Annotated in this window: 23 protein-coding genes; 17 read left to right on the top strand and 6 right to left on the bottom strand. The window is 35.5% G+C overall.

Features of this window, described 5'->3' with window-relative positions:
- The first annotated feature begins 82 nt into the window (after nucleotides 1-82).
- Nucleotides 83-1,741 carry an ABC transporter ATP-binding protein gene (locus tag SJY24_RS12645; protein WP_377864850.1) on the top strand — a complete coding sequence of 553 codons (1,659 nt, stop codon included), beginning with the start codon at nucleotides 83-85 and terminating at the stop codon, nucleotides 1,739-1,741.
- A gap of 22 nt (nucleotides 1,742-1,763) precedes the next feature.
- Here SJY24_RS12645 and SJY24_RS12650 read toward each other — a convergent pair whose 3' ends face one another.
- Together SJY24_RS12650 and SJY24_RS12655 are read right to left on the bottom strand one after the other, a co-directional pair.
- Complete coding sequence (locus tag SJY24_RS12650; protein ID WP_098500976.1) at nucleotides 1,764-2,096, bottom strand: YmzC family protein; 333 nt, start codon at nucleotides 2,094-2,096, stop codon at nucleotides 1,764-1,766.
- A gap of 11 nt (nucleotides 2,097-2,107) precedes the next feature.
- Nucleotides 2,108-2,323: a hypothetical protein gene (locus tag SJY24_RS12655; protein WP_128853812.1), complete on the bottom strand. Its 216-nt coding sequence runs from the start codon at nucleotides 2,321-2,323 to the stop codon at nucleotides 2,108-2,110.
- Between the two features lie 481 nt (nucleotides 2,324-2,804).
- Here SJY24_RS12655 and SJY24_RS12660 point away from each other — a divergent pair, with 481 nt between their 5' ends.
- From SJY24_RS12660 to sspN, 4 genes are all read left to right on the top strand, one after another.
- The gene (locus SJY24_RS12660; protein ID WP_377864851.1) at nucleotides 2,805-3,380 is read left to right on the top strand and encodes a TlpA family protein disulfide reductase; all 576 of its coding nucleotides are present in this window, start codon (nucleotides 2,805-2,807) and stop codon (nucleotides 3,378-3,380) included.
- Between the two features lie 117 nt (nucleotides 3,381-3,497).
- Nucleotides 3,498-4,445 (top strand): 3'-5' exonuclease, encoded by a 948-nt coding sequence (locus tag SJY24_RS12665; protein WP_377864852.1) that lies wholly within the window; start codon nucleotides 3,498-3,500, stop codon nucleotides 4,443-4,445.
- Between the two features lie 142 nt (nucleotides 4,446-4,587).
- The gene (locus SJY24_RS12670) at nucleotides 4,588-4,731 is read left to right on the top strand and encodes an FbpB family small basic protein (RefSeq protein WP_377864854.1); all 144 of its coding nucleotides are present in this window, start codon (nucleotides 4,588-4,590) and stop codon (nucleotides 4,729-4,731) included.
- 43 nt (nucleotides 4,732-4,774) lie between these two features.
- Nucleotides 4,775-4,909 (top strand): acid-soluble spore protein SspN, encoded by a 135-nt coding sequence (sspN, locus tag SJY24_RS12675; protein ID WP_000527988.1) that lies wholly within the window; start codon nucleotides 4,775-4,777, stop codon nucleotides 4,907-4,909.
- Nucleotides 4,910-4,995: 86 nt separating this feature from the next.
- Here the strand turns inward: sspN and SJY24_RS12680 are convergent, their stop codons facing one another.
- Nucleotides 4,996-6,288, bottom strand: coding sequence for a glycoside hydrolase family 18 protein (locus tag SJY24_RS12680; RefSeq protein ID WP_002066644.1), 1,293 nt, complete (start codon nucleotides 6,286-6,288; stop codon nucleotides 4,996-4,998).
- 109 nt (nucleotides 6,289-6,397) lie between these two features.
- On the opposite strand from SJY24_RS12680, the gene SJY24_RS12685 reads away from it, so the two are divergent.
- Nucleotides 6,398-6,817: an acyl-CoA thioesterase gene (locus SJY24_RS12685; RefSeq protein WP_000495819.1), complete on the top strand. Its 420-nt coding sequence runs from the start codon at nucleotides 6,398-6,400 to the stop codon at nucleotides 6,815-6,817.
- A gap of 28 nt (nucleotides 6,818-6,845) precedes the next feature.
- On the opposite strand, the gene SJY24_RS12690 is transcribed toward SJY24_RS12685, so the two are convergent.
- Both SJY24_RS12690 and plsY read right to left on the bottom strand, forming a co-directional pair.
- The gene (locus SJY24_RS12690; RefSeq protein WP_001054449.1) at nucleotides 6,846-7,136 is read right to left on the bottom strand and encodes a HesB/YadR/YfhF family protein; all 291 of its coding nucleotides are present in this window, start codon (nucleotides 7,134-7,136) and stop codon (nucleotides 6,846-6,848) included.
- A gap of 108 nt (nucleotides 7,137-7,244) precedes the next feature.
- Entirely contained in the window at nucleotides 7,245-7,841 is a 597-nt protein-coding gene (gene plsY / locus SJY24_RS12695) for a glycerol-3-phosphate 1-O-acyltransferase PlsY (RefSeq protein ID WP_000237189.1), read from the bottom strand.
- Nucleotides 7,842-8,066: 225 nt separating this feature from the next.
- Between plsY and SJY24_RS12700 the strand changes: the two genes are divergently transcribed.
- The 8 genes from SJY24_RS12700 to SJY24_RS12735 all read left to right on the top strand — a co-directional run bounded on the left by SJY24_RS12700 (nucleotide 8,067) and on the right by SJY24_RS12735 (nucleotide 19,181).
- Entirely contained in the window at nucleotides 8,067-9,923 is a 1,857-nt protein-coding gene (locus SJY24_RS12700; protein WP_377864855.1) for an anaerobic ribonucleoside triphosphate reductase, read from the top strand.
- Nucleotides 9,920-10,372: an anaerobic ribonucleoside-triphosphate reductase activating protein gene (gene nrdG / locus SJY24_RS12705; RefSeq protein ID WP_377864856.1), complete on the top strand. Its 453-nt coding sequence runs from the start codon at nucleotides 9,920-9,922 to the stop codon at nucleotides 10,370-10,372. The genes SJY24_RS12700 and nrdG overlap by 4 nt, the downstream gene beginning before the upstream one ends.
- 18 nt (nucleotides 10,373-10,390) lie before the next feature.
- Nucleotides 10,391-11,068, top strand: coding sequence for a response regulator transcription factor (locus SJY24_RS12710; RefSeq protein WP_377864857.1), 678 nt, complete (start codon nucleotides 10,391-10,393; stop codon nucleotides 11,066-11,068).
- Nucleotides 11,069-11,272: 204 nt separating this feature from the next.
- A complete protein-coding gene (locus tag SJY24_RS12715; protein ID WP_377864858.1) occupies nucleotides 11,273-12,511 on the top strand; it encodes a S1C family serine protease in 1,239 nt (412 codons plus the stop codon).
- 79 nt (nucleotides 12,512-12,590) lie between these two features.
- Nucleotides 12,591-13,004 carry a CoA-binding protein gene (locus SJY24_RS12720; protein WP_098763347.1) on the top strand — a complete coding sequence of 138 codons (414 nt, stop codon included), beginning with the start codon at nucleotides 12,591-12,593 and terminating at the stop codon, nucleotides 13,002-13,004.
- Between the two features lie 372 nt (nucleotides 13,005-13,376).
- Nucleotides 13,377-15,341 carry a DNA topoisomerase IV subunit B gene (parE, locus tag SJY24_RS12725; RefSeq protein WP_064476976.1) on the top strand — a complete coding sequence of 655 codons (1,965 nt, stop codon included), beginning with the start codon at nucleotides 13,377-13,379 and terminating at the stop codon, nucleotides 15,339-15,341.
- Between the two features lies 1 nt (nucleotide 15,342).
- Nucleotides 15,343-17,763 (top strand): DNA topoisomerase IV subunit A, encoded by a 2,421-nt coding sequence (gene parC, locus SJY24_RS12730; RefSeq protein WP_377864859.1) that lies wholly within the window; start codon nucleotides 15,343-15,345, stop codon nucleotides 17,761-17,763.
- A gap of 386 nt (nucleotides 17,764-18,149) precedes the next feature.
- Nucleotides 18,150-19,181: an oxidoreductase gene (locus SJY24_RS12735; protein WP_377864860.1), complete on the top strand. Its 1,032-nt coding sequence runs from the start codon at nucleotides 18,150-18,152 to the stop codon at nucleotides 19,179-19,181.
- A gap of 25 nt (nucleotides 19,182-19,206) precedes the next feature.
- On the opposite strand, the gene SJY24_RS12740 is transcribed toward SJY24_RS12735, so the two are convergent.
- Nucleotides 19,207-19,800 carry a TetR/AcrR family transcriptional regulator gene (locus SJY24_RS12740; RefSeq protein WP_098889673.1) on the bottom strand — a complete coding sequence of 198 codons (594 nt, stop codon included), beginning with the start codon at nucleotides 19,798-19,800 and terminating at the stop codon, nucleotides 19,207-19,209.
- 164 nt (nucleotides 19,801-19,964) lie between these two features.
- Here SJY24_RS12740 and SJY24_RS12745 point away from each other — a divergent pair, with 164 nt between their 5' ends.
- The 3 genes from SJY24_RS12745 to SJY24_RS12755 all read left to right on the top strand — a co-directional run bounded on the left by SJY24_RS12745 (nucleotide 19,965) and on the right by SJY24_RS12755 (nucleotide 23,131).
- Nucleotides 19,965-20,858, top strand: coding sequence for an ABC transporter ATP-binding protein (locus tag SJY24_RS12745; RefSeq protein ID WP_377864861.1), 894 nt, complete (start codon nucleotides 19,965-19,967; stop codon nucleotides 20,856-20,858).
- On the top strand, nucleotides 20,851-21,657 hold the full coding sequence (locus SJY24_RS12750) for an ABC transporter permease subunit (RefSeq protein WP_377864862.1): 807 nt from the start codon (nucleotides 20,851-20,853) through the stop codon (nucleotides 21,655-21,657). The genes SJY24_RS12745 and SJY24_RS12750 overlap by 8 nt, the downstream gene beginning before the upstream one ends.
- 211 nt (nucleotides 21,658-21,868) lie before the next feature.
- The gene (locus SJY24_RS12755) at nucleotides 21,869-23,131 is read left to right on the top strand and encodes a dicarboxylate/amino acid:cation symporter (RefSeq protein WP_377864863.1); all 1,263 of its coding nucleotides are present in this window, start codon (nucleotides 21,869-21,871) and stop codon (nucleotides 23,129-23,131) included.
- The last annotated feature ends 252 nt before the right edge of the window (nucleotides 23,132-23,383 follow it).

Consider the following 23,383-nt stretch of genomic DNA (forward strand, 5'->3'; position numbering starts at 1 on the left):
TATGTTAGCTTCCTTATTTTATGGAAAGGGATGAAACCAATTGGTTTCATCCCTTTTTTTTACTAAAAATGGAGGGAACGTCATGAAAGAGTATAAAAGAATATTGTTACCGTTACGACAAGAGAAAATATTAGTAGTAGCAGCCATATGTAGTGGAATAATTGCTGCCATTTTAAATTTATCTAGACCACTTTTAATGGGATTAATTGTTGATAATCTTATTCAGAGGGAGTTAAAAGATGCATATATGTACATTGCATTGTTTGCGGGGAGTAGATTTATGATGTGGACGAATGCACTTGTGTTTGGTTATATAAGTGCAAAAGCGAGTCAACGTATATTACAAAAGAAGCGTATAGACTTACTGCGTCACTTTTTTTCATTACCCTTTGAAGAAAGCGAGAAGGTAAAACAAGGAGAGCTAGAAACATTAGTCGTTTCTGATATCCCGAACTGGATAAGGTTATATGGATCTATATTAATCGAATATATTCATGCACTTGCGCAATTTATTGGTGCGCTCATAGCACTACAACATATAGATATACAGTTCATATGGTGGGTAGCACCGTTTTTATTTTTCAGTGCAATTGTTCCGATGCTTATGGGGAAAAAGGTAAGGAATATTGCGGGGATTGCTCAAAAAAATCAATCAAGTGTTGTAGAGATGATGTCACAGTTCGTAAAAGGTATACAAGATTTGCGCAGTTTACAAAAAGAGAGCTGGGCAATTGGCTTATTTAAGGGAGTTACAGTAACAGCTTATAAAACAGAAGTAAAGAAGACGATGTTGCAACATTGTATTGGGATAGTTGGAACGGTAATAGAAACAGGAGCATATGTAGTCGTTCTTATTATAGGTGTACAAAAAATCATGAAGGGGGAAATGGAAGTAGGTTCGCTTGTGGCGGTATTAGCTACAATTGAGATGTTATTTTTTCCTGTTCGTTATGCAAGTGATTTATTGATGATGACACAAGTTGCTATTGCTTCGGCAAATCGAGTTTTTTGTTTTTTAAATATAGGAGCTGAATACAGAAATGTAGAGAGAGCGATGGGAATGAGATTAACAAATGTTTCATTTCAAGAGAACGGTGAAGAGAGATGTAGAATTAAAAATATTCATTTGCAAATTAATCCTGGCGAACTCGTTATCATTGTGGGGGAAAGTGGTGCAGGAAAAACGACGCTTTTAAAATTAATCACGAGTTTATATAAACCATCTAATGGTAGTATTGCTTATTACGGTAATAAAGCTTGTATGACTACTATATGGCAGGAGCCTCGTTTTTTTCGAACGACAGTAAAAGAGAATATGTATTTCGGGAAAGAGTGCCTAGAAAAACAATTAGAAAAAAATATTGAACTTGTAAATGCGAAGCCGATTATCAGGGATTTACCTGAAGGGATTCAAACTGTACTACATAAAAGCGGTGAAGAGTTTTCGGGAGGAGAGAGAAAACGTCTGGCGTTATTGCGAGCGATTGTATCAAATCCCAATCTAATTGTTTTAGATGAACCGACTGCGGGATTAGATCCGAGTAATCAAGGAGTGGTTTGGAATATGCTGAAAGGGTTAGGAGGGAATGTAACGAGAATTGTGACGACACATGATGTCGAGAGGGCGATGATAGCAGATCGAGTTGTGGTCATGAAGAATGGAATTGTTGTGGAATGCGGGGATCCTAGAGAATTATTAACGTATAAGTCATTGTTTAAAGAGATGTTAATAAAAAGATAAGAGCTATATAGCGCTCTTATCTTTATTCACTCTTATTAAGTTGATACGTATAAGACTCAGTATCGTTAGTGCTAAACTCTTTGACTAGAGTAAGTTGATTTGTATCCGGATTATATTTGAAAATTTTGACCGTACGTTCGCTACTTAGTGATGGATTATATTCTTGAATAGCAAATGTATTTTCAGCAATCTGTGTCATATTACTGGTTGAAACGTTTTCTACGGCATCATGATTTGTAGAAATTTCAACGACTCTTTCACCGTTGAAAAATAAAAGAACGATTACTAAAACAACTAAACATATTCGTATATAGCGAAGTTCTTTACTAATAGGATGTTCTCCCAAAACAATCATCCTTTCTATAACTATTGTATAGTAGTGGTGGTAGTCATCGTGAAGAAACTAAGAATACCGAGACCGGCTAAAAGGATAAATGAGATTAAAGCGATAAAGAGACAAATACGCCCAACTTGCTTTTTTTCAGGATCTTTACTGAAGAGCGAGATGATCCAAGTGATAATCCCGATTGGGGAAAATATAAAACTAAGAATATATAATAGTATTTTTTCAAATAGATTCATAAAAATCCCCCTTTTTGAAAGTTCTACATGTGCAATTTTCTTCGTATTAGCGCTGCCGTTATGTAGGAAAGTACAGAATAAACAGCACTATAAACAATCCAAACGTCTAAGTTTTGTAAAGTTAGGTGTATATCAAATCCCGAGACGATGATGAAAAAAATAAGTGGAACAGTAAAAGAAATAATAATAGCAGCCCATTTGAATTTGTATAGCAAGCCGCTAAAACAAATACATAGTAACGGTAAAGTGAAGAAAACAAAAGTAAAAGGGTTGATAAGTAATTGTAAAATACATATCACCTCGCAGGTTTTGTATTTATTTCTAATTATATGATAAAAAGGTAAATATTTCATCTTAACTGAAAACATTCTAACTATTTCGAATGTGAATATTTCCAAGCTTGTCCGTATAAGCTAAAATAAGGTATATAGTATTTTGGTGATTATGTTATAAGAAGATAAACACGTTAGGGTGATATAAAATGTGGCAGAAGCTTACGATTATTGTAGTGTTACTTTGTTTAGCGGGATATGCAGCTTATGATCAGTTTGGTAAAAAGGATCAAGTGGTACAAGAAAAGCCAGCAAAAAGTGAAGCTGCTATGAAAGAGATGATCGCAAGGAATGGTATTGAAATAGGAAAGAGTGCACCAGACTTTGAATTGACAAAGTTAGATGGAGCAAAGGTAAAGTTATCGGATTTAAAAGGGAAGAAAGTTATTTTAAATTTTTGGGCAACATGGTGTGGACCTTGTCAGCAAGAAATGCCTGATATGGAGGCTTTCTATAAAGAACATAAAGAAAACGTAGAAATTTTAGCAATAAATTATACGCCTTCAGAAAAAGGTGGGGGAGAAGAAAAAGTAAGCAATTTTGCTAAAGAAAAAGGAATTACTTTTCCCATTTTATTAGACAAGAACATTGATGTGACAACAGCATATAAAGTAATTACAATCCCGACTTCGTATTTTATAGATACGAAAGGTGTCATTCAAGATAAGTTCATTGGACCGATGACGCAAAAAGAAATGGAGAAACGGATTGCTAAATTAAAATAACGGTGAAAAGGTAGAGGTGGAAAGTGGTCATTTCTGCCTTTTCTTTTTCACGTGGTGATAACAGCATGTTATGATAAAAGAAATATAAACGTTTAGAGATAAAGGAGTGTATTTGGAGTGGGGAATGTATCCTTACCGTTAGATTATGTTGTAATCGATTTTGAAACAACAGGATTTAACCCTTATAACGATAAAATTATTCAAGTAGCAGCTGTAAAATATCATAATCATGAGCTGGTTGATCAATTTGTTTCGTACGTGAATCCAGAACGTCCAATTCCGAGCCGGATAACGAGTTTAACAGGTATTACAAATTATCGTGTTTCGGATGCACCGACGATTGAAGAAGTGTTACCTTTATTTTTAGCATTTTTACATACAAATGTTATTGTCGCTCATAATGCGTCTTTTGATATGCGTTTTTTGAAAAGTAATGTAAATATGCTTGGGCTGCCTGAACCTAAAAATAAAGTAATTGATACTGTATTTTTAGCAAAGAAATATATGAAGCACGCGCCTAATCATAAACTTGAAACGTTAAAGCGAATGCTTGGAATTCGTCTAAGTTCTCATAATGCATTTGATGACTGTATTACGTGTGCTGCTGTTTATCGAAATTGTGCAGCTATTGAAGAAGAAGGGAAGCGAAAAGTAAATAAGGAAGTACTTGATGAAACTGTAGTATACGAAGCAGTAAGAGAAATACTTGTACGCAATAAACGAAATGTAGAATGGCTACGTTGTATGAACGTAGGTAGTTATCTAGATATAAAAGCTTTTTATCCAGTTATGAGATTAAAGGTAAAAGGGCGAAAGAAATACGTATTAACAGAGATATTAGAAGATGATGTAAAGGGAATATGTACGAGCTTAATATGTGAACCGACGTTAAAAAGTGAAGTTGGTAATACGCGAATTATGCTTAATAGCTTAGAGGATGTCTTGAAATTAGAAAGTTATATTTTAGAACAGTATGATTTTGTATTACAGGCGCTTCATGATTATAAAGAAAATGAAAAGAATGCAGATGAAAAACTGAAAGAGTATTTAAATGTTATGGTATAAAAAAACTCCGTGTGCAAAATATTGTACACGGAGTTTTTTTAGGAGTATTAAAACATAAAATTTTCTTACAAATCTGATTAAAGAGTTTTTCATTTGCTCATACTATGTATAGTAAGAATGCGAAGGAGAGAGGGTGAACAGGGTGAGAAGAAGTCGCCGTAAATCATTTGACGAACTTGTGAAAGAAAATAAACAACAATTATTAAGTGATCGTGATGCAATCGATCGCATTGAAGAGCGTATTGAAAAACGTTATGAAATGAGACTTTTTAAGCAGGCTGAATAATTCTTAACACTAGTACGATACTAGTGTTAAGGAGGCGATAGTAATGGGTAATCCGAAAAAGAATTCAAAAGACTTTGCACCAAATCAAATTGGAACACAATCGAAAAAAGCTGGTGGCAATAAAGGGAAGCAAATGCAAGACCAAACTGGCAAACAACCAATTGTAGATAACGGTTAGAAAAGAAGGATATTATCATTCTTCTTTTTTGTGAGGGAATTAAAGGTGTATTTTCAACAGCAATATGAAAAAAGGGCTGACATAAGTCAGCCCTTTTTCGTGATTGTGAAGTTTTCAACGAGTAAACGCCAATTTTGTGGAAATGGTAGACCAATCTTCCAGTAACTAATACCGCCAATGCCTTGTTCTTTCATTAAATTGAATTTACTTTGAATAGACCTCGAATCTTCAAACCAAACCTCGTGTTGTACGCCGTTTTCATCAAAGTAATTAAAATGTGGAGCTTGGGCTGTGAAATCATAGCGGATAGGAACATTGTATTTACGAGCAAGTGCAACAGCTGCGACAGAGCTAACTGCTTTTGCGGGTGGATTCCCTTGTTTGAAAGGAAGTTTCCAATCAAATCCATATAAATTTTGCCCCATCATAATTTTTTGTGGAGGCATTTGAGATTTTGCATATTGAAGTACTTCTTTTACAGGACCGATAGGGGAAATCGCCATCGGTGGTCCACCTTGCCAACCCCAGTCGTATGTCATAATGACGACGAAATCAACAATTTGTCCTTGTGCTTTATAATCGTGAGCCTCAAAAAATTTCCCTTTTTGATTTGAGCTCGTTTTCGGTACAAGTGTTGTACTTAATGTGTACCCGCTAGGTAAGCGTGTTTTCACATTTCGTAAAAAACGATTATACGCTTCGCGATCTTCAGGTGCCACACTCTCGAAATCGAAATGAATGTCTCGCATGCCATATTTTTCAGCTGTTTGCAAAATGTTAGTAATAAACTTGTTTTGAATTGTTGCATCGCGTAAAATAACCGAGGTCAGATCGGCACTGAAATTTCCATTTTCAATATTTGTAATAACGAGCATAGGGATGGTGTTACCTTGCGTTGCAATATTAGCGATTTTCGCTGTTTCCGTCGGTTCTTTTAAAGTGCCGTCTCTTTTTGCTTCAAAGCTGAAGTAGGCTAAATATGTTAAAAATGGATTAATAGCACGTGTAGCATTTACTAAACTTTCTTTTATCGGTATTGTTGAAGGCTGTAAATAAGCGATGGATTCTACTGCTCGTTTTGTACCTTTTGGTATATATAATTGTTGTCCGACATGGAGAATAGATTTTAATGAAAGATTATTAACTTTAGCTAAGCTAGCGAGAGGAACGTTATACGTTTGAGAAATTCGATATAAGCTGTCACCAGGCTGTACATAATAATTATTGCCTTTTGTATTAACGATAAGTGCCTGACCAACAACGAGTGTTTCAGCTGGATTTAGTCCATTGTCTTTTACAATTTCTTCAGGTGTAGATCCGTACTTTGATGCTAAACCATAAACACTATCACCGCTACGAACAGTTACAATTTGGATCATGTGCTTGCCCCTTTCAGTAAAAGATTCACTGTTTTTATTTTATTTTTGATTCCACTGTATTATGATTAAATGTATGCAAGGTAGCAGAAGTGAAAGAAGGCGAATAGAAATGTTTGTAGCAGAACATGAAGTTGAAATCCGCTATGCGGAAACAGACCAGATGGGTGTTGTTTACCATTCAAACTATTTAGTGTGGCTGGAACTTGGGCGCACTAAACTTATACAAGAATTAGGATTTTCATATGTTGAAATGGAGAAAGAGGGAATTATTTCTCCTGTATTAGACTTGCAAATTTCATATCGTAAAGCGATGCGTTACGGAGAAAAAGCGATTGTGAAAACGTGGATTGATACTGTGAGCCCACTTCGTGTTGTATATGGTTATGAAATATATAACGGTGATGGTGAGCTTTGCATTACTGCAAGTACAACGAATATTTGTGCGAAAAAAGAAGGGTTCCGCCCTGTATCATTTAAAAAATTATATCCTGAGTGGTATGCGAAATATGAGGAAATTAAAAAGAAATAAAAAAAGCGTGGCAGAAGCCACGCTTTTTTTATTTTTCATAATTAAATTGGGGGAAATCATCACCGTCGTTAAATGTAACAGATAAATTATGTCCATCGAAGAACCACTCATCATCGCCTTCAATAAAGAAGTTAATACCTTCTTCTTGAGTTTGAACAGCAGGGTGCGCAGGGTCATCTTTACGAATACCTAAAGAAAGTCCTTTTTGTACAGTACTGCAACCGCCGTATTGTACGAAAAGGCGTAGTGTTTCACCCGATTGTAAGTTTAATTCGTTTTTATACCATTGTGCTGCTTCTTTTGTTACGGAAAGATTCATGTATAGTTCCTCCAAATTATGTTGCTTTTTCTTTAGTATAAAAAATAACGCAAAAAGACGCTATTAATATGCTTCACGTTTTCTTTTTGCGTTATGTGGGTCACGATCTTATTTTTGCTTTTTTGAAAAATTTGCTTTCGGTTCAGTTTTATTTATAATTCGTCCGATATTTGCACGGTGTTTATAAATAACCATACCTGCTAATAAACACATTGCAATAATAAAGATTTTATCCCCGCTAACAATTGATGCAATAACAGCAACGACAGCTGTTACCATAGAAGAAAGTGATACGTATCTTGTTGTAAATAACAGGCTGAAAAAGACAACAGCTAATATTGCAAAAACAACTGGTGAGTAGCATAATAGCACGCCAGCAGAAGTTGCAACTGCTTTCCCCCCGCGGAATTTCGCGAAGATTGGATATACATGTCCAAGAACAGCGGCTAATCCAAACCATAGTGGGTGAACATCTAACCCGAAAATAATCGGTAGACTTGTTGCTAATGTACCTTTTAAAATGTCAGCAATTGTAACGATGAAACCTGCTTTTTTCCCTAGTGTACGGAATGTATTTGTTCCGCCTAAATTACCGCTTCCATGCTCACGAATGTCAATTCCATAGCCAATTTTTCCAACGACTAATGCAAACGGAATCGAGCCAAGTAAGTAGGCAACGATAAATAAAAGATATGTAATAACCATAAGTTCAGTCTCCTTTATACAAATGTGTTGATAAAGGGTAAAAAGAGTTTTTCCCGTATATTGTACCATACATTTGTAAAGAGCACATTTCTTTTTTACAAATGAAAAAGTCATTAATTTTTAAAAAAACTTTCACAGGAATGTTACATTTTTCACAAATACACCAGAACTATATGTTGTATGATTTTAATCAAAAGACAACAACATGTTGGTGGAGGGTTATGAATGTTGAAACAAAATGTACGTGGAGAAGAATTAATGAAAGTATTTGAGACAATTATCCACGGTAATGAACAAGATTTAATGCAGGAAAATGCAAATGTAGATGGCCGATCTCCAATGGGAGTGATGGGAACGTTCGCATCTGAGAGCGCAAAGTATTATGCTGTAGCAAATTTACTATCAGATCAAGTGAAAAAAGCAATAGATCAAAATATATTATATCCACATGATTTGGATTTTTATGCAACAGGAACGACGACTTGTTCGCAAATTCCTTTAGCACAAATGCTTGCTACCGGTTTTCATACTGGACATGGACATATGAGACAACCGCAAGACATTAAAAGTGCGTTGGCGCTTTCTTCAATTATTTTTCAAGCGAATCAAAACATGCAGCATGGTGGTCAATCGTTTGCACTCTTTGATATTGATTTAGCTCCATATGTGCGAAAAACAGTAGCGAGACATAAGAAACGATTACAGTCATATCCGCTTACGAAAGAACAAATAGAAGAATTTGCATGGAAAGAAACAGAAAATGATACGTATCAGGCGTGTGAAGCTTTCATTCATAATTCAAATAGTATGCACAGTAGGGGCGGGGGACAAGTACCGTTTATTTCTATTAATTATGGAACAGACACATCAAAAGAGGGACGGTTATTAGTTAGACAGCTTTTAAAAGCGACACAGGCTGGTCTTGGTAAAGGAGAAACACCGATTTTTCCTATTCAAATTTTCAAAATGAAAAAAGGTGTGAACTTTGAAGAGTGTGATCCGAACTATGATCTATTTGAATTAGCGTTAGAGACAACGGCTGAACGATTATTCCCTAACTTTTCATTTTTAGATGCGCCATTTAATGCAGTGCATTATGATGGAAGACCGGAAAGTGAAGTATGTTACATGGGATGCCGTACCCGTGTTATGTCTAACATACATGGAGAAGAAACAGCAATAGGAAGAGGTAATCTGTCGTTTACTTCTATTAATTTAGTGAAATTAGGGCTAATTAGTGGATCGAAAGAAGCGTTTTTTGAAGCGCTAAATTATTACTTAGATTTAGGAATTAAGCAATTATTAGAGAGATTTGAGTATCAATGTACGAAGCGAGCGAGAGATTTTCGATTTTTATATTCACAAGGTGTATGGCGCGGTGGAGAAAAGTTACAGCCTGAAGATTCTGTAGCATCCATTTTAAAACAAGGGACGTTAAGTCTTGGTTTTATCGGACTTGCGGAATGTTTAGTAGCTTTAACAGGAAAGCATCATGGAGAAGATGAAGAATCATGGAAACTCGGGTATGAAATCATTTCCTTTATGAGAGATAGAATGGATAAAGCGACAGAAGAACATGAACTGAATTTCTCAGTAATTGCAACGCCTGCCGAAGGTTTATCAGGTAAGTTTGTGAAAAAAGATAGAGAAGAATTTGGTGAGATTAGCGGTATAACGAACCATAATTACTATACGAATTCATTCCATATTCCAGTTTATTATAACATTCAAGCGATAAATAAAATTCGTTTAGAAGGGCCTTTCCATGCCCTATGTAACGGGGGACATATTACGTATATTGAACTAGACGGAGCAGCTATGCATAACAAAAAGGCATTAAAGCAAATTGTGCAAGCGATGGCAGAGAATGGCGTTGGGTACGGTTCAATAAATCATCCCGTTGATCGTTGTAAGTGCTGTAGTTATCATGGAGTTATTGGGAATGAATGTCCAAGCTGTGGAAATGAAGATGAGGCTAATATAGAAAGAATTCGCCGTATAACGGGCTATCTTGTAGGAGATATGTCGAAGTGGAATAGTGCGAAACGTAGTGAAGAGATGGATCGGGTGAAGCATAAATGAAAGTTATGAATATCATTCATGATAGTGTAGTAGATGGAGAAGGGTTGCGGACAGTCGTGTTTTTTGCGGGCTGTCCGCATCGTTGTTTCGGGTGTCATAACCCGAAATCTTGGAATGTTTGCAATGGAACTGAAATGACAGTAGAAGAAATTGTGAAAGAGATTGAAAGTAATTCATTAACTGATGTAACATTTTCAGGTGGAGATCCATTTTTCCAAGCTGCTGAAGTGAAAAAAGTAGCAAAAGCTGTGAAAGATTTGAAAAAAAATCTATGGATGTATACAGGTTATACGTTAGAAGAGATACAGAGTTCTCAAAATAATGATATGATAGAGTTGTTACATTATGGGGATGTTTTAGTCGATGGAAGATTTGAAATCGAGAAAAAAGATTTAACACTTCCATTTCGCGGAAGCTCCAATCAACGTATTATTCGATTGAAAGAGTAAAAAGGCGGGATAGATTATATGAATAAAACAGTATTACTTGTTGAAGATGAAAGAAGATTACGTGAAATCGTTAGTGATTATTTTCGTAATGAAGGCTTTGAAGTAATTGAAGCAGAAGACGGGAAAAAAGCGTTAGAATTATTTGCAGAGCATGAAATTGATTTAATTATGTTAGATATTATGTTACCAGAAATAGATGGATGGTCTGTTTGTAGACGAATTAGAAAAGAGTCAGCAGTACCAATTATTATGCTGACAGCACGTTCTGATGAGGATGATACGTTACTAGGATTTGAACTAGGTGCAGATGAGTATGTAACAAAACCTTTTAGTCCAAAAGTGTTAGTAGCTCGAGCAAAGACATTATTGAAACGTGCGGATGGTGCGGTAGGAGTAACTGAAGAAAATACTATGTCTTTAGCTGGAATAGAAGTGAATCGTCTATCTAGAACCGTTTTAGTAGACGGAGAAGAAATTATATTGACGCATAAAGAATTTGAACTTCTCGTTTATTTAATGGAGAACAAAGGAATTGTGTTGTCACGTCAACATTTATTAGATCAGTTATGGGGATATGATTACTACGGTGATGACCGAACAGTTGATACACATATTAAAAAATTGCGAAATAAGCTAGGAGATAAAGCGAAGCATATCGGTACTGTTATTCGAGTTGGTTATAAATTCGAAGAATAATCTGGAACGAATTGTGCACTTTAGCCCGGGAATGTAGCAATTTTATATCCTCTTTCTGAAGGTAGAATGTTCAAAAAATACTTTTCTTGTCTACAATGGTAGATAGGAGTATTTTTTTAATTGGATTTCACGATGAGTTCACAAGAAGGACACAAAACGTGACTATACTGAAAATACGAATTCACCAGAGAGGGGAAATAAAAAATGGGATATTACGACGGACCAAATTTGAATGAAGAGCATAGTGAAACGAGAGAAGTGAGAAAATCAGGCAGTAAAAAAGGTTATTTCTTCACGGGTTTAGTGGGAGCTGTAGTCGGGGCGGTTTCGATTAGTTTTGCAGCACCTTATATGCCATGGGTGCAAAATAATGGAGCTGCAGTTTCATCATTCAATTCTAATAAACAAGTAGAAGGTACTGTAGTTCCTGTTGTCAATAAATCAAAAAACGAAACTGATTTGCCAGGTATGGTTGAAGGTGCAAAGGATGTTGTTGTAGGTGTTATTAATATGCAACAAAGTATTGATCCGTTTGCAATGCAACCTACAGGTCAAGAGCAACAAGCTGGTTCAGGATCAGGTGTAATTTATAAAAAAGCAGGAAATAAAGCATATATCGTAACGAACAACCACGTAGTAGATGGAGCGAATAAACTTGCTGTGAAACTAAGTGATGGAAAGCAAGTTGATGCAAAACTAGTTGGTAAGGATCCTTGGTTAGACTTAGCTGTTGTTGAAATTGACGGATCTAATGTAAATAAAGTTGCAAGTCTAGGTGACTCCAGTAAACTTCGTGCTGGTGAAAAAGCGATTGCAATCGGAAACCCACTTGGATTTGATGGCAGTGTAACGGAAGGTATAATCAGTAGTAAAGAACGCGAAATTCCGGTGGATATTGATGGGGACAAACGCCCAGATTGGCAAGCACAAGTTATTCAAACAGATGCAGCGATTAACCCTGGTAATAGTGGTGGTGCATTATTTAACCAAAACGGTGAAGTAATCGGTATTAACTCAAGTAAAATTGCGCAGCAAGAAGTTGAAGGTATTGGATTTGCAATTCCGATTAATATTGCAAAACCAGTCATCGAATCGCTTGAAAAAGATGGAGTAGTGAAACGTCCAGCGCTTGGAGTAGGTGTCGTTTCATTAGAAGATGTGCAGGCTGCAGTAAACCAATTAAAAGTACCTAAAGAAGTAACAAATGGCGTTGTATTAGGTAAAATTTATCCAATATCACCGGCAGAAAAAGCTGGTTTAGAGCAATATGATGTTGTAGTAGCATTAGATAATCAAAAGGTAGAGAATGCTCTTCAATTCCGTAAATATTTATATGAAAAGAAAAAAGTAGGCGAGAAAGTAGAAGTTACATTCTATCGCAATGGTCAAAAAATGACGAAAACAGCTACATTAGCAGATAATTCAGCTACAAAGAATCAATAATCGGAATAAAAGAAAGTCTCTTTCATGTTGAAAGAGACTTTCTTTATCGGCTATACTAAAGGAATAGGAGGGATAAATTATGACAATTGAAAACCCAACTCGTACGGAAATTGGTGAAGTATTGAAGAAAAGTAAAACAATCGCAGTTGTTGGATTATCAGATAAACCAGAACGTACATCGTATATGGTTTCAAAAGCAATGCAAGACGCGGGGTACCGCATTATACCGGTAAATCCAACAGTTGATGAAGTACTTGGAGAAAAGGCAGTTCCTTCACTAAAGGATATTAAAGAACATGTTGATATCGTAAATGTATTCCGCCGTTCAGAATTTTTAATGGATGTTGCGAAAGAGTTTGTAGAGATTGATGCAGATGTTTTTTGGGCACAATTAGGAGTACAAGATGAAGATACATATAAACTTTTACAAGAAAAAGGCTATACTGTAATAATGGATCGTTGTATTAAAGTAGAGCATGCGATGACAAAGTAGTTTATGTCATGGCAACGGAAATGTTAATTTCGCCCCCTTATATATGATGGGGGAGATGGACGAGGTGTTCATCATGAGATTTTTTAAAGGCTGTTTTTGGGGATTGTTACTTGTTATCCCGTTTTGGATATTGATCATTTGGATCATGATAAAGGTTTGGAATGTGTAATCTTGGAATACATATCCATTTCTCGTTGACAAACGATTATTTTTCTGAAATAGTAGCCTAGAGGAATCCTTGTGAAAAAACAAGGATTTTTCTATTGAAAATGGTATATAAAATAGATAAGATAACTTGCCAAAACTATAGTCGAGGCGTTATTCTATAATAGAAACATATGTTCTGATTTGATTAGGAAAGGGGCAAGGAGTTTGGCAAAGCATCAGTTCCAATATAATGAAGATGCAATTCAAGTGCTAGAAGGACTTGAAGCCGTTCGAAAACGCCCGGGTATGTATATCGGGAGTACGGATAGCCGTGGATTGCATCATTTAGTATATGAAATAGTAGATAACTCCGTTGACGAAGCGCTAGCGGGATTTGGCGACGAAATTTCTGTCGTAATACATAAAGATAATAGTATTAGTGTTATTGATAAAGGGCGAGGAATGCCTACGGGAATGCATAAACTTGGGAAACCGACACCTGAAGTTATTTTAACTGTACTTCATGCTGGTGGTAAGTTTGGTCAAGGTGGCTATAAAACAAGTGGTGGTTTACACGGTGTTGGGGCATCAGTTGTAAATGCCTTGTCAGAATGGTTAGTAGTAACGATTAAACGTGACGGAAACATTTATGAACAACGCTTTGAAAATGGTGGTATTCCCGCAACGACGTTAGAGAAAATCGGGAAGACAAAAGAGTCTGGTACAACAATACATTTTAAACCAGATACAACTATTTTCAGTACAACAAATTACAATTATGAAACGTTATGTGAGAGATTACGTGAATCTGCATTCTTATTAAAAGGAATGAAAATCTCGATAAAAGATGAACGTAATGATTTAGAGGATGTATTTCATTATGAAACAGGAATTGAAGCTTTCGTTTCATACTTAAACGAAGAGAAAGATTCGATTCATCCAGTTGTATATTTTACTGGTGAACAAAACGGAATTGAAGCAGAGTTAGCATTCCAGTTTAACGATGGGTATTCAGAAAACATTCTTTCGTTTGTAAATAATGTACGTACAAAAGACGGTGGAACACACGAAGCTGGATTTAAAACAGCAATGACGCGTGTGTTTAATGAGTATGCTCGTAAAGTTTCACTATTAAAAGAAAAAGATAAAAACTTAGAAGGTACAGATATTCGTGAAGGTGTAGCGGCTATCGTTTCTGTACGTGTACCAGAAGAAGTACTTCAGTTTGAAGGGCAAACGAAAGGGAAACTAGGTACAAGTGAAGCTCGTTCTTCAATTGATGCAATTGTATCTGAGCATTTAGCTTACTTTTTAGAAGAAAATCCGGATGTTGCTACACTTCTTGTGAGAAAGGCAGTTAAAGCAGCGCAGGCACGTGAGGCGGCTCGTAAAGCGAGAGAAGAAGCGCGTACTGGTAAGAAGAAGAAAAAATCAGAAGGCACTTTAAGCGGAAAGTTAACCCCTGCGCAATCACGTAATCCGCAGAAAAATGAATTATATTTAGTAGAGGGTGACTCTGCCGGTGGTTCTGCGAAACAAGGGCGAGATCGCCGTTTTCAAGCTGTATTGCCATTACGTGGTAAAGTAATTAACACGGAAAAAGCAAAGCTTGCTGATATTTTTAAGAATGAAGAGATTAATACGATTATATACGCAATTGGCGGTGGCGTAGGGAATGAGTTCGCTGTTGAAGATATTAACTACGATAAAGTTGTTATTATGACCGATGCAGATACGGACGGAGCACATATTCAAGTGTTACTATTGACGTTCTTCTACCGCTATATGAAACCACTTATTGAAGCTGGTAAAGTATTTATCGCACTTCCACCTTTATATAAAGTAAGTAAAGGAAAAGGGAAAAGTGAAGTAATTGAATATGCATGGTCTGATGAAGAATTAGAGGGTGTAACAAAAAAGGTCGGTAAAGGCTATATGTTGCAGCGCTATAAAGGACTTGGCGAAATGAATGCCGATCAATTATGGGAGACAACGATGAATCCCGAAACACGTACGTTAATTCGTGTGAAAATTGACGATGCATCAAGAGCTGAGCGTCGAGTTACGACATTGATGGGTGATAAAGTAGAACCTCGCCGTAAATGGATCGAACGAAATGTACAATTTGGTATGCAAGAAGAGGGAAATATTTTAGAAAATGAAATGATTATGGAGACGGAGGTGGAATAACATGCAGGCAGAGAAGTTTCATGACCTCCCGCTTGAAGACGTGTTAGGTGACCGCTTTGCACGTTATAGTAAATATATTATTCAAGACCGTGCGCTTCCAGATGCGCGTGACGGTTTAAAACCGGTACAAAGACGTATTTTATATTCTATGTATGTAGAAGGAAATGTACATGATAAAGCGTTTCGTAAATCAGCTAAAACAGTAGGTAATGTTATTGGTAACTACCATCCACACGGAGATTCCTCTGTATATGAGGCGATGGTACGTTTAAGTCAAACCTGGAAAGTACGTAATGTTTTAGTTGAAATGCATGGTAATAATGGTAGTGTTGATGGCGATCCAGCAGCGGCAATGCGTTATACAGAAGCACGTTTATCACCAATCGCATCTGAGTTATTACGTGATCTTGATAAAGAAACAGTAGAATTTGTGTCAAACTTCGATGATACGAGTGAAGAACCAGTTGTATTACCGGCAATGTTCCCGAACTTATTAGTGAACGGATCGACAGGGATTTCAGCTGGTTATGCAACAGAAATTCCTCCGCATCACCTTGGAGAAGTAATTGATGCGACGATGATGCGAATTGATAAGCCGAATAGTACTGTTGATGATTTATTAACAGTCATTAAAGGGCCAGATTTCCCAACAGGTGGTATTATTCAAGGGATTGATGGTATTAAAAAAGCGTACGAAACAGGGAAAGGTAAAATTATTATTCGCGGAAAAGCAGAAGTTGAAACGATTCGTGGTGGGAAGCAACAAATCGTTATTACAGAAATTCCGTATGAAGTAAATAAAGCAAACCTTGTTAAGAAAATGGATGAATTACGTCTAGATAAAAAGCTAGATGGAATTGCTGAAGTGCGTGATGAGACGGACCGTACAGGTCTTCGTATCGTTGTAGAATTAAAAAAAGAAGTAAATGCTGAAGGTATTTTAAATTATTTATATAAGAATACAGATTTACAAATTCCATATAATTTTAATATGGTAGCGATAAATCATCGTCGTCCAACACTTATGACATTACCTAAAATTTTGGATGCATATATTGGACACCAAAAAGAAGTTGTTACGAGACGTTCACAATATGAATTACGAAAAGCAGAAAATCGTCAGCATATTGTAGAAGGTTTAAAGAAAGCATTATCAATTTTAGATGAAGTGATTGAAACAATCCGTGGGTCTAAAGATAAGCGTAATGCGAAAGATAATTTAAGTGCGAAATTTGGATTTACAGAGGCTCAGTCAGAAGCAATTGTTTCGTTGCAACTATATCGTTTAACGAATACAGATATTACAGCGCTAGAGCAAGAAGCAGCTGAACTTAGTAATAAAATTATAGAGTTACAGTCGATTTTACAAAGTGAAAAAAGACTTCTTCAAGTTATTAAAACAGATTTGAAGAGAGTAAAGAAAACATATAGTGATGATCGCCGTGCGATAATTGAAGAGGAAATTGAAGAGATTAAAATTGATGTGGAAGTTATGATTCCGCAAGAAGATGTCATCGTTACTGTAACGAAAGAAGGATATGTGAAACGAACAGGGTGGCGTTCGCATAATGCATCGAACGGGAAAGACTTCGGTATGAAAGAGGGTGACATCTTACTTGAGCGTTTCGATACAAACACGACAGAAACCGTTCTTTTATTTACGAGCAAAGGAAATTATATTTATCTTCCTGTATATGAAATGCCAGAAATTCGTTGGAAAGATTTAGGTCAACACGTTGCGAATCTTGTTACACTCGAGCGAGATGAAACGTTAATTTGGGCAACAGTCGTACCGAATTTTGAAGAAGAAAAACGATTTATCGTATTTGTTACACGAAACGGTATGATTAAGAAAACCGAATTAAACCAATATAAAGTGCAACGTTATTCAAGAGCGTTCGTCGCTGTAAACTTGAAAAAAGAAGATGAAGTTGTTGATATATTTGCGACAGATGGAACGAGTGATATTGTTCTTGCAACTCATGGTGCATATGCACTTATTTTCCATGAAGATGAAGTAAGTCCAGTTGGTGTAAGGGCCGCTGGTGTAAAAGCAATTAATTTAAAAGAAGATGATTATGTTGCTTCTGGTAAACCGTTAAATGGTGAAAAAGATCAACTTATTCTCGTGACGCAGCGAGGTGCTGTAAAACGTCTAAAAGCATCAGAAATTGAGAAATCAACGAGGGCGAAGCGAGGTCTTGTTATTTTCAAAGAGTTAAAGCGTAATCCGTACCGCATTGTCGGTATTGAAATTGTGCGAGACGATGAACTAATTTACATGAAGACAGAGAAACATATTGTAGAAGAGATTGATCCGAAAGCGTATCGAAATAAAGACCGGTATAGTAACGGTAGTTTAGTATTAGATGTTAATGATACTGGTGAAGTTGTAGAAACGTGGACGAAGAAAAGAACGTAATAAAGTGAAGCTTTAATCAGTGGGGGTTTTATCCATCCCCACTGATTATTAGCCTTCACCAATCGGGCTTTAACGGGCAGTTGGTATCCCGCCTAACTCCCCGTTAATACGGGATAAAGGAAGCATCTTGCTATGAATGATAGCAAGATGCTTTTTTATAAGCAAATCGTTATGTATATAAAAATAATCTTGTTATAATAGTGGAATGAAATCGTTCTCATAAAGTGAAACATTAATCAGTGGGGTTTTCTTCATCCCCACTGATTATTCGTTGAACCAATCGGGCTTTTACGAGCAGTTGATCCCTCACCTAACTTCTTTGTTTTCGCTGAATTTTGAGGTAGGGGTCTTACTGTCCGTTAGTGCGGGATAAATGGAGGGGCAACATGAAAAAAATAGGTGTAGGGATTGTAGGATTTGGATTTTCTAGTACAACATTTCACATCCCGTTATTACAAACGATAGAAGAATATGATATTCGTGCTATTTTATCATCAAAAGAAGAAGTAGTGAAACGAGCATTACCAAATGCTGAAGTTGTTGGCACAATTGAGGAATTAGTGAATCGTGCTGATATTGACTTAGTAGTTATTACTTCACCGAATACAACTCATTTTCCATATGTAAAAGAAGCGATTGTACATGGTAAGCATGTTGTTGTGGAAAAACCATTCGTTGTTTCAATTGAAGAAGGAGAAGAACTTATTTCATTAGCGAAGCAATATAATGTCGTTTTAAGTGTGTATCACAATCGCCGTTTTGATAATGATTTCTTAACGATAAAGAAATTGTTAGAAGAAAAAAGAATAGGGAATGTATACGCATATGAAGCGCATTTCGATCGTTTCCGCCCACATGTACGTGATCGCTGGAGAGAAAAGGATTTACCAGGATCAGGAATTTTGTATGATTTAGGCTCACATTTAATTGATCAAGCATTATCATTATTTGGGAAACCAGATGCGATACATGCTGATGTAATAAAGCAACGACCAGGTGCAGAAATTGATGACTACTTCCATGTTGTACTTCATTACGGAGTAAAGCGTGTCATTTTACATAGTAGCAGTTACGTAAAGCAAGCAGGTCCACATTTTACACTGCATGGAGATAAAGGTTCTATCGTGAAGTATGGTATGGATTCACAGGAAGAACAATTAAAAGAAGGAATGAAGCCAGGAGATAAAGGTTATGGAGTAGACTCTGAAGAGAATTTTGCTACTTTAGATACGGAAGAAAAGCTAGAGCGTATTCCGACAGAAGTTGGCTGTTATGACATGTATTATAAAGGTGTAAGAGATAGTATTGTAAATGGTGAGAAACTACCTGTAACAGCAGAAGAAGGTTTAGATGTTATTAAAGTGATTCAATTAGCTATTGAAAGTAGTGAAACGGGTAGAGTTATTCCTGTAAAATAAAAAAGACACGAAATTCGTGTCTTTTTTATTTTTGTGGAACAGAAAGACCGTAAAAAAACATAGTGACTATATCTTGTATATGTTTTTCTCGATCTCCTTCAAGAAGTTGTGCCCCGAAATCATCACCTAACTTAGTGAACATTTGAATGTAAAGTAACATCATTTCTTTTGAAAGGTGTGGATTAATTTCATTTTTTTGCTGTGCTTGTTCTAATATTTCTAAATACCAAGGCAGAATTTTTTCGTTTTGATAACTATAAATAAATTCTCTGAGCGCTTCGTCTCTTTGCATCATTTGTAGTAACATATCAGGCTGAAATAACCCGCCAGTATTCATTTTTCTTACAATCATTTTTTGCATCATATCATGAAATGGTAAGTTTTCTTCTGCAAGATCTTTATAATATTGAAATTCAGATATTATAAATTCTTGTATAAGCTCCCTAAATAACGCATCTTTACTTCCAAAATGATTATAAATTGTAACTTGAGAAACGTTTGCTTTTTTTGCAATATGTTCTATTTTCACTTCATTAAATCCACGTTCTGAAAATAATTTAAAGGCCGCATCTTTAATGGCACGTTTTTTCTTTTCTTTCACTTTTTCAAAGCCGTTCAAAGCAATCACCTCATTTAAAATATACAAGAAAAAATAATTGAAAACAATATTTTTGAAATATGGACATATAAATATTTCAAAAAGTTGTTGCGAATATGAAAGATGAGGAGTACAATAATTTTGAAATATCATACATTAAATATTTCAAAAAATGAGGTGGGCTTATGATTTCAGTTCAAAATGTCACAAAACAGTTTTCAAATGGGAAAGGCTTGTTTGATATTACATTTGAAGTGAAAGAAGGGGAAGTGTTTGGCTACTTAGGACCAAATGGTGCTGGGAAATCAACAACAATTCGAAATTTAATGGGATTTATAAAACCGACAGCTGGTAAAGCGACAATTTTCGGATTAGATTGTTGGGAAGATGCTGCGAAAATTCAAAGAGAAGTTGGCTATTTACCAGGAGAAATTTCTTTTATTGAAGGAATGAATGGATTAGAGTTTTTAAATTTGATGCAAGGAATGCGTGGGCTAAAGGAAACGAAGAGACGTGATGACTTGATAGAGCGTCTGCAATTCGATGTGAAAACACCAATTCGAAAAATGTCTAAAGGAATGAAACAAAAAGTAGGGATTGTTGCTGCATTTATGCATGATCCAGAAGTACTAATTTTAGATGAACCGACATCAGGACTAGATCCACTTATGCAGCAACTATTTATAGATTTAATATTAGAGGAAAAGCAAAGAGGGAAAACGATTCTTATGTCGTCGCATATTTTCACTGAAATTGAGAGAACTTGTGACAGAGTAGCTATTATTAAAGATGGACGTCTTGTAACGGTAGAAGATATTCATGATTTACAAGGAATGCGAAGACAAGTAATAGATGTAACAGTATCATCTCAAGAAGAAATCGAGTCTCTTAAACAATGTGATTTGCAATTTGAAGGAGTGAAAGGTAGAGAGGCGTCAATTATTGTGCAAGGAAATTATCAAACTGTTTTACAAATACTTTCAAACTATAATGTAACTGCACTACAAACGAGAGCGACGGATTTAGAACATTTATTTATGCATTATTACGATAAGAAAGAAGGGGTAAAGCATGAATAAGCAACTATTTTTAGCTAGTTTGAAAGAAACGCAAAAAAGTATTTTGAGTTATGCTACTGGTGCAGCTCTTTATTTATGGTTATTAATTTGGATATTCCCATCGATGGTTTCAGCGAAAGGGTTAAATGAATTAATAAGTGCCATGCCTGATAGTGTAAAAAAAATCGTTGGAATGGAGAGTCCAATTCAAAACGTAATGGATTTTTTAGCTGGTGAATATTATAGCCTATTGTTTATTATCATTTTAACAATTTTTTGCGTCACGGTTGCAACGCATTTAATTGCTCGTCATGTAGATAAAGGAGCGATGGCATATTTATTAGCAACACCTGTATCCAGAGTGAAAATTGCAATTACGCAAGCTACTGTTCTCATATTGGGGCTATTAATTATTGTAATTGTTACTTATGTAGCTGGTATATTAGGTGCAGAATGGTTTTTAAAAGATAATAATTTAAATAAAGAATTATTTTTAAAAATAAATGTAGTCGGAGGGCTAATATTTTTAGTAGTTAGTGCTTATTCATTTTTCTTTTCTTGTATATGTAATGACGAAAGAAAGGCACTAAGTTATTCAGCAAGTTTAACTATCTTATTTTTCGTATTAGATATGGTAGGTAAATTAAGTGATAAGTTAGAATGGATGAGAAATATATCCTTGATTACATTGTTTCGTCCGAAAGAAATTGCTGAAGGAACATATAATATATGGCCAGTAAGCTTAGGCTTAACTGTTGGGGCACTATGTATTTTTATATTAGCAATTGTAGTGTTTAGGAAGAGAGATTTGCCGTTGTAAAGTAGAAAGTCCACTTAATTAGTGGGCTTTTTTTGTTTAATAGTACATCCTTTATATTTAATTGTTATATACTATTTAAAAATTTCGCATAATAGTGTAACATAATAACAGGGGTTCAAGTTAAATAACAAGGGGGCTATCATATAAAATAAATGATTGTCATCGATAGAAATAGTATGGGAGAAATGAAAGAAACAGGGGAGTATTAAAAATGAAAATTGTAAAGAATTTAACATTCCAAGTTATTGTGGCAATTATTTGTGGTATTGCAGTAGGAGCGATTTGGCCTAGTGTTGGACAACAAATGAAGCCAATTGGTGAGACGTTCATTAATATGATAAAAATGGTCATCGCACCAATTATCTTTTTAACAATTGTGCTTGGTATTGCAAGTATGGGAAGTATGAAAAAGGTAGGACGCGTCGGTGGGAAAGCGTTATTATATTTTGAGATTGTTACAACTTTTGCTCTTGTCATTGGTATTATCGTAGCGAATGTCGTACGTCCTGGAGATGGATTAGATCCTTCAAAGTTAAAGGGCGGAGATGTTTCACAATATGTACAAAGCGGGCAAGAAATGCAATGGATGGACTTCTTTTTACATATCGTACCTTCTAATATGTTTGAGGCATTTGCAAAAGGTGATATATTACAAGTATTATTCTTCTCTATTTTATTTGGCGCAGGTTTAACGATGCTTGGGAAAAATGGACAACCTCTTATCGACTTTTTTGATAGGTTGTCGAAAGTGTTCTTTAACATATTATCAATTGTTATGAAATTGGCACCAATTGGGGCGTTTGGTGGAATGGCGTTTACAATTGGGAAATACGGTTTAAGCACATTAATACCGCTTGGTAAATTAATGATTTGCGTATATGCGACAATGGCATTATTTGTTTTTATCGTTTTAAATTTTATTTGTAAAATGTATAAGTTTAGTTTGTGGAAATATTTAGCACATATTAAAGAGGAATTACTCATTGTTTTAGGGACATCATCATCGGAATCTGTACTACCACGAATGATGACAAAGATGGAAGACTTCGGGTGTTCAAAGCCAGTAGTAGGCTTAGTTATTCCGACGGGCTACTCATTTAATTTAGATGGAACGACAATATATTTATCAATGGCAACCATATTCTTAGCGCAAGTTTTTCACATTGATCTTTCACTAGGTCAACAATTAACTATAATAGCTATTTTATTAGTTACATCGAAAGGAGCAGCAGCAGTAACAGGTGGAGGATTTATCGTATTAGCATCTACTTTATCTGCACTGAATGTTATCCCGTTAGAAGGGTTAGCACTTTTACTGGGTGTTGATCGTTTCATGTCAGAAGCAAGAGCGATTGTAAATTTAATTGGTAACGGTGTAGCGACTGTAGTTGTTGCAAAAAGTGAAAATGAATTCAATGATGAGAAGTATACGAGAGTGTTAGATGAAATGAAAAAAGAGAAAATGGCCGGATAAAAAAGTCAGCTTTGCTGACTTTTTTATTTTTGTAGGAAAAGAGTTTCTAAAAATATACATTATTTATTAACAATAATTCACAGAGATTTAATGTGTAAATATAATAAAGACTATTAAAATGGTACATTTATATGAATGAGAAATAGAATTTGAACATTATATGGAATTTTTATGAATATTACTGTAAGAAAATAATTTTTTAAAAATTTTTAATAATAATACTTTACAAATTTTAAAAAATTAGTAGAATAA

Source organism: Bacillus sp. R86525 (genome assembly GCF_042466195.1).
GTDB classification, from domain to species: domain Bacteria; phylum Bacillota; class Bacilli; order Bacillales; family Bacillaceae_G; genus Bacillus_A; species Bacillus_A nitratireducens.

Bases quoted from the DNA above. Each gene is read 5' to 3' on its own strand.
- SJY24_RS12645 (WP_377864850.1), top strand. From the start codon at position 83: ATGAAAGAGTATAAAAGAATATTGTTACCGTTACGACAAGAGAAAATA.
- SJY24_RS12650 (WP_098500976.1), bottom strand. From the start codon at position 2,096: ATGATTGTTTTGGGAGAACATCCTATTAGTAAAGAACTTCGCTATATA.
- SJY24_RS12655 (WP_128853812.1), bottom strand. From the start codon at position 2,323: ATGAATCTATTTGAAAAAATACTATTATATATTCTTAGTTTTATATTT.
- SJY24_RS12660 (WP_377864851.1), top strand. From the start codon at position 2,805: ATGTGGCAGAAGCTTACGATTATTGTAGTGTTACTTTGTTTAGCGGGA.
- sspN (WP_000527988.1), top strand. From the start codon at position 4,775: ATGGGTAATCCGAAAAAGAATTCAAAAGACTTTGCACCAAATCAAATT.
- SJY24_RS12680 (WP_002066644.1), bottom strand. From the start codon at position 6,288: ATGATCCAAATTGTAACTGTTCGTAGCGGTGATAGTGTTTATGGTTTA.
- SJY24_RS12685 (WP_000495819.1), top strand. From the start codon at position 6,398: ATGTTTGTAGCAGAACATGAAGTTGAAATCCGCTATGCGGAAACAGAC.
- SJY24_RS12690 (WP_001054449.1), bottom strand. From the start codon at position 7,136: ATGAATCTTTCCGTAACAAAAGAAGCAGCACAATGGTATAAAAACGAA.
- plsY (WP_000237189.1), bottom strand. From the start codon at position 7,841: ATGGTTATTACATATCTTTTATTTATCGTTGCCTACTTACTTGGCTCG.
- SJY24_RS12700 (WP_377864855.1), top strand. From the start codon at position 8,067: ATGTTGAAACAAAATGTACGTGGAGAAGAATTAATGAAAGTATTTGAG.
- nrdG (WP_377864856.1), top strand. From the start codon at position 9,920: ATGAAAGTTATGAATATCATTCATGATAGTGTAGTAGATGGAGAAGGG.
- SJY24_RS12710 (WP_377864857.1), top strand. From the start codon at position 10,391: ATGAATAAAACAGTATTACTTGTTGAAGATGAAAGAAGATTACGTGAA.
- SJY24_RS12715 (WP_377864858.1), top strand. From the start codon at position 11,273: ATGGGATATTACGACGGACCAAATTTGAATGAAGAGCATAGTGAAACG.
- SJY24_RS12720 (WP_098763347.1), top strand. From the start codon at position 12,591: ATGACAATTGAAAACCCAACTCGTACGGAAATTGGTGAAGTATTGAAG.
- parC (WP_377864859.1), top strand. From the start codon at position 15,343: ATGCAGGCAGAGAAGTTTCATGACCTCCCGCTTGAAGACGTGTTAGGT.
- SJY24_RS12735 (WP_377864860.1), top strand. From the start codon at position 18,150: ATGAAAAAAATAGGTGTAGGGATTGTAGGATTTGGATTTTCTAGTACA.
- SJY24_RS12745 (WP_377864861.1), top strand. From the start codon at position 19,965: ATGATTTCAGTTCAAAATGTCACAAAACAGTTTTCAAATGGGAAAGGC.
- SJY24_RS12750 (WP_377864862.1), top strand. From the start codon at position 20,851: ATGAATAAGCAACTATTTTTAGCTAGTTTGAAAGAAACGCAAAAAAGT.
- SJY24_RS12755 (WP_377864863.1), top strand. From the start codon at position 21,869: ATGAAAATTGTAAAGAATTTAACATTCCAAGTTATTGTGGCAATTATT.